Below are 17,816 nucleotides of genomic sequence, written 5' to 3' on the forward strand. Positions count from 1 at the left end.
AAGACCTTAACTACTATTAATTGAAGATAAAAATAATGAAAAAAGGGATTGAAATGGAACAACAAAAAACAGAAGCAGAAATCGAACAACGAATTGAGCAACTCAAAAAAATCACTCGGCATGATGGTCAAGATGGTGATGAAGAATATGCACTGGCTCAGTATGAATTGGGTGAAATTTATTACAAATATAAAAAAGATTGGCAAAAAGCAATAGATCATTTATTACATATTGAAAAGCAGGATGATCCTCAACTATATACTGATGCACAATTTAGATTAGGTAGTATTTACCAATATGAAAAACAAGATATTAAGCAGGCGGAACGTTATTATTCAAATGTTGAGCAGCAAGATAATCCAAAGTTATATGCTGGGATTCAATTAAATTTAGGTGTTATCTATCAAGAAGCAAAACATAATATTGATATGGCTGAACAATATTATTTAAATGTTGAAAAGCAAGATAATCCAAAGGCATATGCTCAAGCACAATTTAATTTAGGTATTATTTACTACACAGTAAAACATAACATTGAGAAGGCTGAACAATATTATTTAAATGTTGAAAAGCAAGATAATCCAAAGGCATATACTCAAGCACAATTGAATTTAGGTATTATCTGCCAAACAGCAAAACATAACATTGAGCAGGCCGAACGATATTATTTAAATGTTGTAAAGCAAGATAACCAGAAGGTATATGCTAATGCACAATTGAATTTAGGTATTATCTACCAAACAGCAAAACATAACATTGAGCAGGCCGAACGATATTATTTAAATGTTGAAAAACAAGATAACCAGAAGGCATATGCTAATGCACAATTGAATTTAGGTATTATCTACCAAACAGCAAAACATAACATTGAGCAGGCCGAACGATATTATTTAAATGTTGAAAAACAAGATAATCGAGAGGTATATGCTAATGCACAATTGAATTTAGGTATTATCTACCAAACAGCAAAACATAACATTGAGCAGGCCGAACGATATTATTTAAATGTTAACAAGCAAGATAATCCAAAGGTATATGCTCAAGCACAATTATATTTAGGTATTATTTACGAAGAAGAAAAAGATAACATTGAGCAGGCCGAACGATATTATTTAAATGTTAACAAGCAAGATAATCCAAAGGTATATGCTCAAGTACAATTATATTTAGGTATTATTTACGAAGAAGAAAAAGATAACATTGATCAGGCCGAACGATATTATTTAAATGTTAACAAGCAAGATAATCCAAAGGTATATGCTCAAGCACAATTATATTTAGGTATTATTTACGAAGAAGAAAAAGATAACATTGAGCAGGCTAAACGATATTATTTAAATGTTAACAAGCAAGATAATCCAAAGGTATATGCTCAAGCACAATTTAATTTAGGTGTTATTTATCGAAAAGGGAAAAACGATATTGAAAAGGCTGAACACTGTTATTTAAATATTGAAAAGCAAGATAATCCAAAGGTATATGCTTTAGCACAATTAAATTTAGGTGTTATTTACGAAAAAGAAAAACATAACATTAAGCAGGCCGAACGATATTATTTAAATGTTAAAAAGCAAGATAATCCAAAGGTATATGCTTTTGTACAGTTGATTTTAGGTGATATTTATCGAGAGGAAAAAAATGATATTGAAAAGTCTGAACACTATTATTTAAAAGTTGAAAAGCAAGATTATCCAATGGTTTTTGCTTTTGCACAATGTAGATTAGGTGATAATGTTTTTTATGGGAAAACGGAAAATAAATTAAAATCAGCGGAAGAGTATTATCAAAATGTGGTTTATTATGATGATATGTTTGAAATTTATATTATTGCTCAAATCATGTTATCTGTAATTGGCAATAAAAATTTATCAATATTTGAAGAAAAACAGCGAAATGACTTGGTAAACAAAATTTGTAATATTAGAGAATTAACGATTGAGATACAAAAGGAATTACTTGTAAAATTTAATTTAAATGAATCTAAAAATAATGATGGACTAGTATTTGAGCGGCAGGTGGCTCATTATACCAAACCAGAAGTTTTATTTAATCTTTTAAAAAATAAACCAAGTGATTTTCGTTTAAATGTGGTTGATTTTATGAATGACCCGACAGAAAACCAAGTGTTAACTGATTGGTTAAGTGTTAAGACTGAAAAAGACAATGAGATCAAAACTTTTTTAGCTAGTTTTTCATTTAATCATAATTCATTAAATCAATTTAGGCTTTATGGTAATGAAAACAATATTGTCGGATCAAGTGTCAGTGTGGTTTTTAATCAGGAATTTTTTAGTAAAAATATTGAGGGAATTATTAACTCTGAGAGTATTAATTCTTCATTAAAATATAAAAATTTTAGTTCGCAACAAAATGTTTTAGCTAAAAAAACAGTTGCAACTATGGGAATAAATGTTTCAAATAAAAGTTTAAATCATAAGAATGATAAAACCGAAAATGATTTAAACAAAAATTCAGCCCCAAAAAACTCTGAAACTATTGCTGAAAAAAATATTACATCTTCTGTTGGTCTTTTGCCATTATTCCGCTGCCTCTATTTCGATCCAAAAAATGGCTACATTAGTATTGCTAAACGTAACAAGTACTCCTTTTATTTAGAGCATCAAAGTAATTCTCCTGAAAATATTGATGCAAAATGGAATAATTATTTATACTCGCTAAACGAAGAAGAAAAAATAAATATAATTAGAAAAAAATTACAACAAATTGAAGAAATTATTCATTCTTTGAAAAATCCTAAAAAAACTAAGCAAAAAAAGATAATGGATAAAATAACTAATTTAGATCAATTGATTGCTTTAGCATTGATGCCTATCTCATGTTTAGTCAAGCATGCTGCTTTTGAGGATGAAGATGAGTGCCGGATGATTTATATTACCAATATTGCAGATGACCTAATACAAGCACCGAAAGATTATGCTTATGCAAATAGTCTATTTGTTAATTATGGCAAAATAGAAGATTATCTTGAAAAGATCTATTTAGGTCCTCAATGTCAACCTCATCATAAATTGTGGATAACAAACCATGTAAGAACCTCTAAGTCTAAAACTAGAAGCAAGCCGATTAAAGTAGTTCAATCGGAAATGCCATTACGTTAACCATAAAAAGCGCGCTTTAATCAGCGCGCATTTTTATTTTGTAAAAATTGTTTTTATTTATCGAACATAAAATATTCACTTGACATCGCATCATTGAACTAGTTTAATAGTACAAAATCTATTTTATACCAATAACATTATGAAAATACAATTTTTACATCTGATTACTTGTCCATTCATTCACTTTGGTTGGTGGCGCATTACTTCCTGCGGGTGATGTGATGATATCCTTTTTTCATAATACCCGCTCAGTGCGGGTATTTTAGTTTTGCAAAGATAAAAATAATTTTATAAAAGAGAGTCAACAATGAATAAGCCTACATTAACACAGATAATTAAAACCATTGGTTATTATCAGGATCCGACTCAGGTATTTTATCAACTTTGTGATAACAAACCGGCAACATTGTTACTGGAATCAGCTGAAATTGATAATAAGCAAGGTATTAAAAGTGTAATGATAGTTGATAGTGCTTTGACTATTTCTGCACTCAATAACCAAGTCACTTTTCAAGCTTTAACCAGTAACGGAAAAAAATTATTGCCTTTATTGCTACAAGCTTTTCCTGATAACGTTGCTAAAACACAATTAGATGAACATAATCTTCAGCTAGTTTTTCCGGCTATTGATAATTTGCAAGATGAAGATTCTCGCTTAAAGTCATTATCAATTTTTGATGCACTAAGAACATTATTAAACATCGTTAATATCCCACAACAAGCGAGTTCTGATGCAGTATTTGTCGGTGGTTTATTTGCTTATGATCTTGTTGCTGGCTTTGAGGATTTACCTCTGTTACCAACCGAACAACGTTGCCAAGACTTTCGCTTTTATTTAGCTGAAACATTACTGGAAATTAATCATAAAGACCGTGTTTCATTATTAAAAGCAACGGCATTTACTTCTTGTCCTGATGAGACAAAACGTTTGAATCAACGCTTAACTGAGTTGCAAAGTAAACTTAATCAACCGATGAAAGCGATTAAGACTCAATCTTTAGCAGAAATAAATGTTTCATGTAATAAGAGTGATGATGATTTCAATACCATAGTTAAAAAAATGCAGGATGCTATCCAACAAGGTGAAATTTTTCAAGCCGTTCCTTCAAGACGTTTTTCATTACCATGCCCTGAACCATTATCTGCTTACCAAGTGTTAAAAAATACCAATCCAAGTCCATATATGTTTTATATGCAAGATAGCGATTTTGTTCTATTTGGTGCATCACCGGAAAGTGCCCTTAAATATAACAAGACCAATAATCAAGTTGAAATTTACCCTATTGCCGGTACTCGACCACGTGGTTTAACCGCAAGTGGTGAGATTGATTATGATTTGGATAGCCGACTAGAACTTGAAATGCGCACTGATAAAAAAGAGTTGGCAGAACACTTAATGCTGGTTGATTTAGCCCGTAATGATTTAGCTCGTATTTGCCAACCGGGCACTCGTTATACTAAAGAGTTATTAAAAGTTGACCGTTATTCGTGTGTTATGCACCTTGTTTCAAGAATAGTTGGCCAGTTGCGGACTGATCTTGATGCACTACATGCTTATCAAGCAACAATGAATATGGGAACATTAACCGGCGCACCTAAAGTAAGAGCAATGCAGTTAATTGCTGAATCAGAAAAAATAAAACGTGGCAGTTATGGTGGAGCAGTGGGGTATTTAACCGCTAGTGGTGATTTGGATACCTGTATTGTTATCCGTAGTGCTTATGTTGAAGATGGCATTGCCACGGTGCAAGCTGGTGGTGGGGTGGTTTTAGACTCAGAACCTCAATCAGAATCCGACGAATCACGTAACAAAGCTCGTGCTGTTGTTCGCGCGATTATGGCAGCACATAATGTAGAAGGTGTATTTTAATGGCTAATATCTTATTTATTGATAATGTTGATTCGTTTACTTATAACTTAGTTGATCAGTTACGTCATAATCAACATAACGTGACGATTTACCGTAATACTATTCCGGCGGATGTGATTATCGAAAAATTATCACATATGCAAAATCCTATCTTAATGTTATCGCCAGGACCAGGTACGCCAAGCGAAGCTGGTTCAATGCCTGAATTACTAAAACGTTTAAAAGGGAAATTACCGATTATTGGTATCTGCTTAGGCCATCAAGCGATTGTCGAATCTTATGGTGGTATGATTGTACCAGCTGGTGATATTTTGCATGGTAAAGCCTCATTAATTGAACATGATGGTCAAGCTATGTTTAAAGGCTTACCAAATCCATTACCGGTGGCTCGTTATCACTCTTTAAAAGGTGAAAATATACCGAAAACATTAACGATTAATGCCATGTGTAATAACATTGTTATGGCAGTACGTAATGATGAGGATCGGGTTTGTGGTTTTCAATTTCATCCTGAATCGATTTTAACCATTCAAGGGGTAAAATTATTAGAGCAAACCATTGAATGGGCTCTTAATCCAGTCCAAAAACAACCGCAAGCAAAACAAGAGGCAATTGTCGATAAGCAAGAATACAACATTCAACCGATTTTAAATAAATTGTATTTAGGACAAGTATTGTCACAACAAGAGAGCAAAATACTATTTAACTTAATTATTCAAGGTAAAATTGAACCAACTGTTTTGGCAACTGCGATTATAAGTATGAAAGTGCGAGGTGAAAAACCAGATGAAATTGCTGGTGCTGCGCAAGCATTACTTGAAAATGCAGATGCTTTTGAAGTCCCTGATTATGATTTTACCGATATTGTTGGTACAGGTGGTGATGGCACGAATAGTATTAATATATCAACAGCTAGTGCTTTTGTTACTGCAGCCTTAGGGTATAAAGTCGCTAAACATGGTAACCGAGGGGTATCAAGTAAATCAGGATCTTCCGATGTACTATCTGCTTTAGGTATTAAATTAAACATGTCAGCGGAAGCCTCACGTAAAGCGCTTGATGAATTAGGGGTATGTTTCTTATTTGCTCAACAATATCATTCAGGTTTCCGTCATGCTGCGCCAGTTCGTCAACAATTAAAAACACGAACAATTTTTAATGTGCTAGGTCCGTTGATAAATCCATCACGACCAAAACGTATTTTACTCGGTGTTTATCATCCTGATTTGATAAAACCGATTGCAGAAACATTAAAAATGTTGAACTATACCCATGCATATGTAGTACATGGTGCAGGTATGGATGAAGTGGCTATTCATGGCGAGACTCAAGTAGCCGAAGTAAAAAATGGTGAAATCAGCTATTTTACGCTAACACCAAAGGATTTTGGTTTACAACAATATACTTTAAAAGATATTGAGGGTGGTACACCTGAAATGAATCGTGATTTGTTGTTAGCTATTTTACAAGGACATGGTAAACCAGCTCATGAAGCGGCTATTGCTGCAAATGTAGCTATGTTAATTAGCTTGTTTGGTGAACCAGACTTAAAACAAAATGCACAACGTGCAATTGAATTGATGCATAGTGGCAAGGCTTATGAGCTATTACAAAAGTTAGCAGCAAGATAATAAGTGGAGAATAACATGGCAATTGCAGCATTAACCGAAAATGTTGAAATGGCAACAGTATTAAAAAAAATCATTGAAGATAAACAACTATGGCTGGCTGAACAGCAAGCTAAAAATCCACTGGCTAACTTTAAAAGCAAAGTTGTACTGAGTGATCGTGATTTTTATCAAGCATTAACACAACCGAAAACGGTATTTATCTTAGAATGTAAAAAAGCGTCACCATCTAAAGGCTTAATTCGTGATGATTTTGATCCGGCAACGATTGCTAAAGTTTATAAAGATTATGCTTCAGCGATTTCAGTTTTAACTGATGAAAAATATTTTCAAGGTAGCTTTGAATTTTTGCCTATGGTACGTAATGAAGTCACACAACCAGTACTTTGCAAAGATTTTATTATCGATGAATATCAAATTTACTTAGCGCGATATTATCAAGCGGATGCTATCTTATTAATGTTATCAGTGGTAAATGATGATGAGTATCGCCATCTTAGCCAAATTGCTCATCAACTTAATATGGGAATTTTGACTGAAGCCAGTACGGAACGTGAAGTTGAGCGAGCCATTAATCTTGGCGCCAAAGTTATTGGTATTAATAATCGTAATCTTCGTGATCTGTCAGTAGATTTAAATCGAGTAAAAACATTATCTAAATCTATTCCTGATGATCGAATTATTATCAGTGAATCGGGTATTTACACTCATAATCAAGTTAAAGATCTTAGCCATTATGCTAACGGTTTTTTAATTGGTAGCGCGTTAATGTCTGAGTCAAATTTAAATCTAGCTATTCGTAAGGTGATCCTAGGTGAAAATAAAGTCTGTGGTTTAACCAGAGCGCAGGACGCGATAACTGTCTATCAAGCAGGTGCGATTTATGGCGGATTAATTTTTGTCTCTAATTCACCAAGATATATTACACCAACTAAAGCACGTAGTGTTATTGCAGCAGCACCATTAAATTGGGTGGGAGTTTTTAAAAATAGTGATATAGACGAAGTTTGCCAAATAGCGCAACAATTATCACTGTACGCAGTACAATTACATGGTCATGAAGATGATAATTATATTCAAACACTCCGCCAACAATTGCCAACAACTTGTCAAATTTGGAAAGCATTAAGTATTAGTGATAGTATTCCGAACCATGATAATCCATTAGTCTCTCGTTATATATTTGATAATGGTGCTGGCGGAACGGGTAAAAGTTTTGATTGGTCATTATTAAAGGGTAAAGATTTAAGTAATGTCATTTTGGCTGGTGGTATTAATCCACAAAATGTAAGTCAAGCACTCGCTACTGATGTTATTGGCGTTGACCTTAACTCAGGTGTTGAAATATCGGCCGGAATTAAAGATAAACAAAAAATTACAGCAGTATTTGAACAAATTTAACTAATTATATTGAAGGAATGGTTATGTCTAAATTAAATCCTTATTTTGGCGAATTTGGTGGTCAATATGTACCACAAATATTAATGCCAGTGCTAGAACAACTTGAGGATGCCTTTATATCGGCGATACACGATGCAAGTTTTCAAAAAGAATTTAATGACCTTTTGGTGAACTATGCAGGTCGACCAACCGCATTAACATTGTGTAAAAATCTTACTGCAGGTACCAAAACAAAACTTTATTTAAAACGAGAAGATTTAGTCCATGGTGGTGCCCATAAAACTAACCAAGTCCTAGGCCAAGCATTACTGGCTAAAAGAATGGGTAAAACAGAGATTATTGCCGAAACGGGTGCTGGTCAGCATGGTGTCGCTTCAGCATTAGCTTGCGCATTATTAGGTTTAAAATGCCGAATTTACATGGGAGCAAAAGATGTTCAACGCCAAGCTCCAAATGTATTTAGAATGCGATTAATGGGTGCTACCGTCATTCCAGTTGAAACCGGTTCTGCCACGTTAAAAGATGCTTGTAATGAAGCATTACGTGATTGGTCTGGTAGTTATGAAACCGCACACTATATGTTAGGTACAGCTGCTGGCCCACATCCATTTCCGACCATTGTGCGTGAATTTCAACAAATGATTAGTCGTGAAGCAAAACAGCAAATTATGGAAAAAGAAGGTCGTTTGCCTGACGCAGTCATCGCCTGTGTTGGTGGTGGTTCAAACGCAATTGGTATGTTTGCTAATTTTATTGATGATAAATCAGTTAGATTAATTGGTGTAGAGCCAGGTGGACATGGTATTGAAAGTGGTGAACATGGTGCATCGCTAAAACATGGTAAACTCGGTATCTACTTTGGTATGAAAACACCAATGATGCAAACGGATGAAGGGCAAATTGAAGAGTCTTATTCGGTTTCTGCTGGCCTTGATTTTCCGGCAGTCGGACCACAACATGCATATTTAGATAGTATTGGTCGAGCAGAATATGTCTCTGCCACTGATGATGAAGCGCTTGAAGCCTTCAAAGCATTATCTCGAAGTGAAGGTATCATTCCTGCATTAGAGTCATCGCATGCATTAGCTTATGCACTGAAAATGATTAAAGAAAATCCAAATAAAGAACAATTATTAATTGTTAATTTATCTGGTCGTGGTGATAAAGATATCTTTACGGTTTATGATATATTTAAAGCAAAAGGAGAAATAGAATGAGTCGTTATCAAAAACTGTTTGATCGTTTAACAGTCGAAAAACGAGGTGCATTTGTTCCTTTTGTTCCAGTTGGTGACCCAAATCCACAACTTTCAAGTCAAATTATTCAAACCATGATTGATGCAGGGGCTGATGCGTTAGAATTAGGTATTCCATTTTCTGACCCAATGGCGGATGGACCAACAATTCAAAATGCTAATATTCGTGCTTTTAATGGCGGTATAACTGTTGAGAAATGCTTCGAAATCTTAACTAACATTCGAACTAGCAATCCAGATATTCCTGTTGGATTGTTAATCTATGCCAATTTAGTATTTAAAAATGGTATTGATAACTTTTATGCTAAATGCGCTAAAGCTGGTGTTGATTCTGTTTTAGTTGCTGATTTACCGGTTGAATATGCACAAGAGTTTACTGGTTCTGCAGAAAAACATGGCATAGCTCCGATATTTATCTGCCCACCTAATGCTGATGATGAGGTAATAAAAAATATTGCTAAGCATGGTAAAGGTTATACTTATTTAGTCTCACGAGCTGGTGTAACCGGTACTGAAAATCGTGCGAATAAACCGTTAACTCATTTACTGGAAAAATTGACAGAGTTTAAAGCACCGCCTGCGATTCAAGGATTTGGTATTTCAGAACCAAATCAAGTGAGTGAAGCAATTAAAGCTGGTGCTGCTGGCGCAATTGCAGGATCGGCAACGGTCAAAATTATTGAGAATAACCTTAATAATCCAACCAAAATGTTGAGCGAACTAGCTAGTTTCGTTAAAACGATGAAAGCTGCAACGCAAAAATAATAACAGTAAAACTATCCGCTGATTATTCAGCGGAATTTATTACTTGAAAAAACAATAATTGTACTTATATTAATCATAACTTGAGATTAATTGTAATTAGTTGCGACACAAAATTATAGCTGCTTAGTTTTCAATGACTTTAAACGATTTTGATAATTCTAGTATGATTTTGGGTTGCATATTTTACAAAACATAGTATAATCTTCAGCCATCTATCGCGGGGTGGAGCAGCTTGGTAGCTCGTCGGGCTCATAACCCGAAGGTCGTTGGTTCAAATCCAGCCCCCGCAACCACTTAAATTTTCATTCATACATTAATCTATCCTATTATTATTGTCTGAAAGTTCGAATCAAGTGGCTTCATTATATTAAATTTTAAATGTAGCCTCGCTTGTCGGGGTTTTTTTATGCGTTATGATTCAAACGTGAGTTTAAAAGGAATGTTGGGCTTTATGCCCTTTTTTATTTTCTGCAGTGGAGGTTTGTTTGGCTAATTTAGAACAGCAATTGACCGATATCATTCAAGAACCAGTTAATGCGCTTGGTTTTGAGCTAGTTGGTATTGAATATATTCGTGGTCGTTATCCCGTTTTACGCGTATATATTGATAGTGAAAATGGTATTACCGTTGATGACTGTGCTGATGTTAGTCGACAAATTAGTGCGGTACTTGATGTTGAAGACCCTATCACAGACGCCTACAATCTTGAAGTTTCATCTCCAGGTATGGATAGGCCTTTGTTTACGCTTGAACACTATCAACGTTTTGTTGGTGAAGAAGTCATCGTCAGTTTGCGTATTCCTGTTGCCAATCGTCGCAAGTGGAAAGGACAGATTAAATCCATTGAGAATGAAATGATTACGTTAAATGTAGATGGAAATGATGAAGTGTTTGCTTTTAGTAATATTCAAAAAGCAAACATTGTACCGAATTTTAACCTTAAATAGAGTACAGGTGTAAAGGATGAATAAAGAAATTTTAGCTGTTGTTGAAGCAGTATCTAATGAAAAAGCACTTACCCGAGATAAGATTTTCGAAGCGCTTGAAACCGCATTAGCGACGGCCACTAAAAAGAAACATACTGTTGATATCGATGTTATTGTAAAAATCGATCATAAAACTGGCGATTATGATACGTTCCGTCGTTGGTTAGTGGTAAATGAAGTAACTCAACCTACCAAAGAAATAACCCTTGAAGCAGCACAGTTTGAAGAGCCTGATGTAAAATTAGGTGATTACGTAGAAGAACAAATTGAGTCAGTCGCGTTTGACCGTATTACAACTCAAACCGCTAAACAAGTTATTGTCCAAAAAGTACGTGAAGCTGAGCGTGCAATGGTGATTGACATGTTTAGAAACCGAATCGGTGATATCGTTACTGGTATTGTTAAAAAGACCAATCGTGATAGCGTTATCCTCGATTTAGGTAATAACGCTGACGCAATGATGTCTCGCCATGATATGTTACCTCGTGAAAATTTCCGAATTGGTGATCGTGTGCGAGGTATTTTATATCTTGTTGAACAAGATAATAAACCAGCACAACTTTGTGTTAGCCGTTCAAACCCGAAAATGATGGAAGAGTTATTCCGCATTGAAGTGCCGGAAATCGGTGAAGAGATGATAGACATTAAAGGTGTATCTCGTGATCCAGGTTCTCGTGCAAAAATTGCGGTTAGCAGTAACGATCGTCGTATTGATCCTGTTGGTGCTTGTGTTGGTATGCGAGGCGCACGTGTTCAAGCGGTTTCAAATGAATTTGGTGGTGAGCGTATCGATATTGTTCTTTGGGATGATAATCCTGCACAATATGTTATCAATGCTATGGCGCCAGCCGATGTTGTGTCAATCGTGGTTGATGAAGATAAACACACTATGGATGTCGCAGTTAATGCTGAAACATTACCACAAGCAATTGGTCGTAATGGACAAAATATTCGTTTAGCATCACAACTTACTGGTTGGACGTTAAATGTTATGAGCACAGAAGATTTGCAAGAAAAACATCAAGCAGAATCTTTTGCAGCAATTAATAATCTAATGAAACATTTAGATATTGAAGAAGATCTTGCCCAGCTTTTAGTTGAAGAAGGTTTTACTTCATTAGAAGAACTAGCTTATGTACCAGTTGAAGAGTTATTAGAAATTGATGAACTTGATGAAGAGCTGGTTGAAGCATTAAGAAATCGAGCAAAAGATGCATTAACAACTATCGCTCTTGCTCATAGTGGTGATAAACGACCTGCTCAAGATTTATTAGATCTACCAGGTATGACACAAGAATTAGCCTATCAATTAGCACAACGAGATGTGGTAACTTTAGAAGATTTAGCTGAACAAGGTACAGATGATCTTGCGGATATTGAAGGTTTAACAAGCACACAAGCTGGCGATTTTATTATGGCTGCCCGTAATATTTGTTGGTTTGCAAATGAATAATTGAGGGAAAGTAATACATGACCAAAGTATCAATCGAAACACTGGCTCAAGAGATAAAAACTCCAGTGGAAACGCTTTTGCAACAGTTTGCTGATGCTGGTATTAAAAAAACTGCATCGGATTCTGTTACCCAAAAGGAAAAAGAAGCTTTGCTTGCGCATTTAAATCCTCAGCAAGGCCCAACAAAATTAACACTACAACGTAAAACACATTCAACATTGAATGTGTCAAGTGGCGGTGGTAAAAGCAAAGAAATTAAAGTTGAAGTTCGTAAAAAACGAACTATTGTTAAACAAGATCCAGCGGAATTAGAAAAAGCACGTCTTGAAGCAGAACAAAAAGCGCAACAAGAAGCTGAGTTAAAAGCACGTAAAGAAGCCGAAGAAAAGGCAAAATTAGCGGCTGAAGAACAAAAGAAACGTGATGAAGCAGAAGCTAGAAAGCGTAGTCAAGAACAAAAGGCTAAAGCCGCTCAAGAACAAGCAGCTGATCCTAAAGTGAAAAAAGCACAAGAAGAAAAAGCACGTTTAGAAGCTGAAGCTAACGAAATTAAACGTAAAGCTGAAGAAGAAAACCGCCGTAAACTTGAAGAAGAAGCCAAACGTATGGCGGAAGAAGCGCGTAAACTTGCTGAACAATATAACGAAACAGAAGAAACCAATAATAACAGTGATGATGAAGATTATCACGTAACTACTTCTAAATATGCTCGTGCTGCTGAAGATGATACCGATCGTGAAGTCGAAGGCGGTCGAGGTCGTGGTCGTGGTACTAAACAGACTAAACAGAAAAAAGCCAGCAAATTATCTGAAGGTAAAGCTGAACGTGAAGAAGCTCGAGCTGTCACTCGTGGTAACCACAAGAAAAAAGGCAAAAGTACTTTACAGCAAGGTTTTAATAAACCAGTTCAGGCTGTTAACCGAGATGTAGTTATTGGTGAAACCATTACTGTTGCCGAACTAGCCAACAAAATGGCTGTAAAAGGTTCAGAAGTTATCAAAACCATGATGAAAATGGGGGCAATGGCAACTATTAATCAGGTTATTGACCAAGAAACAGCACAATTGGTTGCTGAAGAAATGGGACACAAAGTGGTACTTCGTCGTGAAAACGAACTTGAAGAATCACTAATGAGCGACCGTGATACAGGTGCAGAAAAAGTTTCACGTGCTCCAGTTGTGACTATCATGGGACACGTTGACCATGGTAAAACATCTCTTCTTGACTATATTCGTAAAGCGAAAGTTGCTTCAGGTGAAGCCGGTGGTATTACTCAGCATATTGGTGCTTACCATGTTAAAACCTCAAGTGGCGAAATCACTTTCTTAGATACCCCAGGCCATGCTGCATTTACTTCAATGCGTGCTCGTGGTGCTAAAGCAACTGATATCGTGGTATTAGTTGTTGCAGCAGATGATGGTGTTATGCCACAAACCATTGAAGCGATTCAACATGCTAAAGCCGCTAATGTACCAATTGTCGTTGCGGTTAACAAAATTGATAAACCTGAAGCCGATCCAGATCGTGTTAAAGGCGAACTAGCTCAATATGGCGTTATGTCAGAAGATTGGGGTGGAGATACTCAATTCGTTCATGTTTCAGCAAAAGCGGGAACGGGTATTGACCAATTATTAGAAGCGATTCTGTTACAAGCGGAAGTTCTTGAGCTTACTGCTTATGAAACGGGTATGGCTAGTGGTGTGGTTATTGAATCATTCCTTGATAAAGGTCGTGGTTCAGTGGCAACTGTGCTGGTTCAATCAGGTACTTTACGTAAAGGTGATATTGTATTGTGTGGTTTCGAATATGGCCGTATTCGTGCGATGCGTAACGAATTAGGTAAAGAAGTTACTGAAGCTGGTCCTTCAATTCCGGTAGAGATTTTAGGTCTTTCTGGTGTACCGTCAGCAGGTGATGAAGCGACAGTTGTTCGTGATGAAAAGAAAGCTCGTGAAGTAGCTCTATATCGTCAAGGTAAATTCCGTGATGTTAAACTAGCTCGTCAACAGAAAGCTAAACTTGAAAACATGTTTACTAACATGACTGAAGGTGATGTATCTGAACTTAATATCGTCCTTAAAGCTGACGTACAAGGTTCCGTTGAAGCAATTTCTGATTCATTACTTAAACTCTCTACTGATGAAGTTAAAGTTAAAATTATTGGTTCAGGTGTAGGTGGTATTACTGAAACTGACGCATCACTTGCTGCAGCATCTAATGCGATCATTTTAGGCTTCAACGTTCGTGCTGATGCATCTGCGCGTAAAGTTGTAGAGGCTGAAAACTTAGACTTACGTTATTATTCAGTTATTTATGACCTTATTGATGAAGTTAAACAAGCAATGAGCGGTATGCTTGCTCCAGAATATAAGCAAGAAATTATTGGTCTTGCCGAAGTACGTGATGTGTTTAAATCACCTAAATTTGGTGCAATCGCTGGTTGTATGGTAACCGAAGGCGTAGTTAAGCGTCATAATCCAATTCGTGTATTACGTGATAACGTGGTTATCTATGAAGGCGAACTTGAATCATTACGTCGCTTCAAAGATGATGTTAACGAAGTTCGTAATGGTATGGAATGTGGTATTGGTGTTCGTAACTACAACGATGTTCGTGTTGGTGATAATATCGAAGTCTTTGAAACTGTTGAAATCAAACGTACTATTTAATTAATACGTTAACATGTTATAAGCAAGGTTTTAGCCTTGCTTATTCACATTTTAAGGAAAATAGATATGGCAAAAGCATTTAATCGATCATCTCGAGTTGGACATGAATTACAAAAAGAGATTGCGATTATTTTACAGCGTGAAATCAAAGATCCACGCTTAGGCATGGTGACTGTTTCTGGTGTAGAGATTTCTCGTGATCTCTCTTATGCCAAAGTATTTGTCACTTTTTTAAATGATGATGATCCACAAGTTATTGAACAAGGATTGAATGTCTTAAATGATGCAAAAGGGTATATTCGAACGTTGATCGGTAAAGCTATGCGTTTACGAATTATTCCTGAAATTAAATTCTTTTATGACGAATCGCTTGTCAAAGGTATGCAGATGTCTAGTTTAGTCTCTGATGTGATTAAGCAAGACAACGAACGTCATAAAGATTAATAATTAAAAGCACTCAATTTTTGTAAAAATATTGAGGAGTGTTATCCGTTTCAATTTAAATATCTATGATGAATATAAAAAAAATTCGCCGTGATGTTCACGGCGTTTTGTTATTAGACAAACCACAAGGCATGACATCAAATGATGCCTTACAAAAAGTGAAAACACTATTTAATGCTAAAAAGGCAGGTCATACTGGTGCTCTCGATCCTTTAGCAACAGGAATGTTACCGATTTGTTTTGGCGAAGCAACTAAATTTTCACAATACTTATTAGATTCTGACAAGCGTTATCGAGTAATTGCTAAATTGGGTGAGCGGACAGACACATCTGATGCTGATGGGCAAATAATCTGTACCAAATCCGTTGATGTTACTCAACTTCAAATTGAGCAAGCATTAACTCATTTTCGTGGTGATATTTTACAAGTTCCCACCATGTTTTCGGCTTTAAAATATCAAGGTAAGCCGCTTTATGAATATGCTCGTCAAGGTATTGTCATTGAACGGGAAGCCAGACCGATCACGGTTTACGAAAACCAGTTTATTCAATATGATTCGGCTAAACAGGAATTAACGTTAGAGATCCATTGTTCAAAAGGGACTTATATCCGTACTATCATTGATGATTTAGGTGAATTACTCGGTTGTGGAGCCCATGTGATTTATTTAAGACGTTTACAAGTGTCAAATTATCCAATCGATAAAATGATTGGCTTGGATGAGTTAGAAAATATTACTGATAAAACACAATTACTTATGCCGGTAGATAGTCCATTACAAGATAGTCCGAAAGTGCAATTGAATGATAGCCAAGGTAGCGATATCTTATTAGGTAGAACTATCAAATTAGCTGACAGTGTAGCAGTAGAAACTTTAGTTAGAATTTATCAAGATCAGCAATTTATTGGTGCAGGTATACAACTATTGGATAAATTGTCACCTAAAAGATTGATTTCAACTTCTTAACTTTTTTAACTACCTTTTATTAACAAATAATTAGTTGATAAAAAAAGCTTCGGTTTCAATAATATGGCATCGTGCTAACGATGTCATATTTTGTTTAAGTAAATCACAAAGTAAGTGTACTGATTTATTGCCCATCTCATAGAGTGGTTTGTTAATTCTATTCAATTTATCCAAGTCATTATATTGATATTCATTGCTATGGCTAATATAAGCAATTGACAGTGATTTTAACTGATTTGATTGGCCTTTATTGATTTGATGTAAGGCACCAAATAGAGAACGATAACAAGATAAATAATTTTGTGCATGATAACTATCTGAATTGAAGAAAGATAAACTGCTTAAATCTTCAAAAATAATAGCTGTTGGTGGTTTATTACTATTTAATAAAGTTTTAATTGCATCTCGACCATGTTCATAAGTTAAACAGCCTTGAATGATATAGTCAGAATCAATTGGTAAATTATGTCGTTGTAAGGATTGTTGATAACCTTGTAGGAAAAACGATGAGTTGATGCTTTTATCGCTATTAACAAAAATAGCGATCCGTTGGTTGCCTTTTTTAATTAAATATTGCGTTGTTTTAAAACCAATTGTGAGATGATCAAAATAGACACAAGAAAAATTATGTTTAAAATGATTCACAAATACCATTGGCGGTAGTGATTTTTTATAACTATACAGATGGTCTAAATAAGGTGCTTGATTAATTATTAAAATACCAATAAAGCGATTTTGAGTAATGTACTGAATCAAATGATAAATATCACTGTCGTCTTGGTAAGAAAATTGTAAATAGCAAAATTGTAATTTAACTTCATATAAAGCTTGTTCAATACCAAAATTGATTAAACTTTTTGAAATAAGTTGGTTATCAATAATTAGTATTCTATTACTGGAATGATCTAGTTGGTAATCTTTCAAGTTTTCTGACAGATCAACATTTAAAGCTTTCATGGCTTGATAAACAATAGATTGAGTTCGTGACGATGTCATATTAGGAGTTCTTAGTACTCTAGATACAGATGCTACTGAAACCTTAGCTTTTTTCGCAATCGCTGATAATGTGATTTTTGCCATAATTCTTACTGCAATCGAATAACAGATAAAATCACTTTAACGAACAACAGCGAAATTGTAATTAGCTAATATCTATTTTTTCGAGCAATATTCCAAAGTTAGAAAACATCTTTTTTGCAAAATCTTTGGCAATATAGTGGTATAATTACAGCTATATTTTTTAATTTGGGTTTAATAT

At 35.1% G+C, this 17,816-nt stretch carries 12 protein-coding genes and 1 tRNA gene; 12 read left to right on the forward strand and 1 reads right to left on the reverse strand.

Features of this window, described 5'->3' with window-relative positions; translation table 11 throughout:
- Positions 1-35 precede the first annotated feature (35 nt).
- From RAM17_RS04670 to truB, 12 genes are all read left to right on the forward strand, one after another.
- Positions 36-3,119, forward strand: a complete 3,084-nt coding sequence (locus tag RAM17_RS04670; RefSeq protein ID WP_110448327.1) for a tetratricopeptide repeat protein — start codon at positions 36-38, stop codon at positions 3,117-3,119.
- Between the two features lie 307 nt (positions 3,120-3,426).
- Positions 3,427-4,989: an anthranilate synthase component 1 gene (locus RAM17_RS04675; RefSeq protein WP_086359749.1), complete on the forward strand. Its 1,563-nt coding sequence runs from the start codon at positions 3,427-3,429 to the stop codon at positions 4,987-4,989.
- A complete protein-coding gene (gene trpD, locus RAM17_RS04680) occupies positions 4,989-6,620 on the forward strand; it encodes a bifunctional anthranilate synthase glutamate amidotransferase component TrpG/anthranilate phosphoribosyltransferase TrpD (RefSeq protein WP_110448326.1) in 1,632 nt (543 codons plus the stop codon). The genes RAM17_RS04675 and trpD overlap by 1 nt, the downstream gene beginning before the upstream one ends.
- Before the next feature lie 15 nt (positions 6,621-6,635).
- A complete protein-coding gene (trpCF, locus tag RAM17_RS04685; RefSeq protein WP_110448325.1) occupies positions 6,636-8,018 on the forward strand; it encodes a bifunctional indole-3-glycerol-phosphate synthase TrpC/phosphoribosylanthranilate isomerase TrpF in 1,383 nt (460 codons plus the stop codon).
- A gap of 23 nt (positions 8,019-8,041) precedes the next feature.
- Positions 8,042-9,235 carry a tryptophan synthase subunit beta gene (gene trpB / locus RAM17_RS04690; protein WP_110448324.1) on the forward strand — a complete coding sequence of 398 codons (1,194 nt, stop codon included), beginning with the start codon at positions 8,042-8,044 and terminating at the stop codon, positions 9,233-9,235.
- Positions 9,232-10,038 carry a tryptophan synthase subunit alpha gene (gene trpA / locus RAM17_RS04695; RefSeq protein WP_110448323.1) on the forward strand — a complete coding sequence of 269 codons (807 nt, stop codon included), beginning with the start codon at positions 9,232-9,234 and terminating at the stop codon, positions 10,036-10,038. The genes trpB and trpA overlap by 4 nt, the downstream gene beginning before the upstream one ends.
- A gap of 216 nt (positions 10,039-10,254) precedes the next feature.
- Positions 10,255-10,331, forward strand: a tRNA-Met gene (locus RAM17_RS04700).
- 192 nt (positions 10,332-10,523) lie between these two features.
- On the forward strand, positions 10,524-10,985 hold the full coding sequence (gene rimP, locus RAM17_RS04705; RefSeq protein ID WP_110448322.1) for a ribosome maturation factor RimP: 462 nt from the start codon (positions 10,524-10,526) through the stop codon (positions 10,983-10,985).
- Positions 10,986-11,001: 16 nt separating this feature from the next.
- Complete coding sequence (nusA, locus tag RAM17_RS04710; RefSeq protein WP_110448321.1) at positions 11,002-12,477, forward strand: transcription termination factor NusA; 1,476 nt, start codon at positions 11,002-11,004, stop codon at positions 12,475-12,477.
- Positions 12,478-12,494: 17 nt separating this feature from the next.
- Positions 12,495-15,146, forward strand: coding sequence for a translation initiation factor IF-2 (infB, locus tag RAM17_RS04715; protein ID WP_110448320.1), 2,652 nt, complete (start codon positions 12,495-12,497; stop codon positions 15,144-15,146).
- 66 nt (positions 15,147-15,212) lie between these two features.
- Positions 15,213-15,590, forward strand: coding sequence for a 30S ribosome-binding factor RbfA (rbfA, locus tag RAM17_RS04720; RefSeq protein ID WP_110448319.1), 378 nt, complete (start codon positions 15,213-15,215; stop codon positions 15,588-15,590).
- A gap of 65 nt (positions 15,591-15,655) precedes the next feature.
- Positions 15,656-16,558 (forward strand): tRNA pseudouridine(55) synthase TruB, encoded by a 903-nt coding sequence (gene truB / locus RAM17_RS04725; protein ID WP_372339516.1) that lies wholly within the window; start codon positions 15,656-15,658, stop codon positions 16,556-16,558.
- A gap of 30 nt (positions 16,559-16,588) precedes the next feature.
- Here the strand turns inward: truB and RAM17_RS04730 are convergent, their stop codons facing one another.
- On the reverse strand, positions 16,589-17,638 hold the full coding sequence (locus RAM17_RS04730; protein ID WP_110448317.1) for a LacI family DNA-binding transcriptional regulator: 1,050 nt from the start codon (positions 17,636-17,638) through the stop codon (positions 16,589-16,591).
- Positions 17,639-17,816 lie beyond the last annotated feature (178 nt).

The organism is Gilliamella apis (assembly GCF_030758615.1).
Taxonomy (GTDB): Bacteria; Pseudomonadota; Gammaproteobacteria; order Enterobacterales; family Orbaceae; genus Gilliamella; species Gilliamella apis_A.

Excerpts from the sequence above, each read along its gene's own strand:
- truB (WP_372339516.1), top strand. The coding sequence starts at position 15,656 with ATGATGAATATAAAAAAAATTCGCCGTGATGTTCACGGCGTTTTGTTA.
- trpB (WP_110448324.1), top strand. The coding sequence starts at position 8,042 with ATGTCTAAATTAAATCCTTATTTTGGCGAATTTGGTGGTCAATATGTA.
- nusA (WP_110448321.1), top strand. The coding sequence starts at position 11,002 with ATGAATAAAGAAATTTTAGCTGTTGTTGAAGCAGTATCTAATGAAAAA.
- RAM17_RS04670 (WP_110448327.1), top strand. The coding sequence starts at position 36 with ATGAAAAAAGGGATTGAAATGGAACAACAAAAAACAGAAGCAGAAATC.
- trpD (WP_110448326.1), top strand. The coding sequence starts at position 4,989 with ATGGCTAATATCTTATTTATTGATAATGTTGATTCGTTTACTTATAAC.
- infB (WP_110448320.1), top strand. The coding sequence starts at position 12,495 with ATGACCAAAGTATCAATCGAAACACTGGCTCAAGAGATAAAAACTCCA.
- rbfA (WP_110448319.1), top strand. The coding sequence starts at position 15,213 with ATGGCAAAAGCATTTAATCGATCATCTCGAGTTGGACATGAATTACAA.
- RAM17_RS04675 (WP_086359749.1), top strand. The coding sequence starts at position 3,427 with ATGAATAAGCCTACATTAACACAGATAATTAAAACCATTGGTTATTAT.
- trpA (WP_110448323.1), top strand. The coding sequence starts at position 9,232 with ATGAGTCGTTATCAAAAACTGTTTGATCGTTTAACAGTCGAAAAACGA.
- trpCF (WP_110448325.1), top strand. The coding sequence starts at position 6,636 with ATGGCAATTGCAGCATTAACCGAAAATGTTGAAATGGCAACAGTATTA.
- RAM17_RS04730 (WP_110448317.1), bottom strand. The coding sequence starts at position 17,638 with ATGGCAAAAATCACATTATCAGCGATTGCGAAAAAAGCTAAGGTTTCA.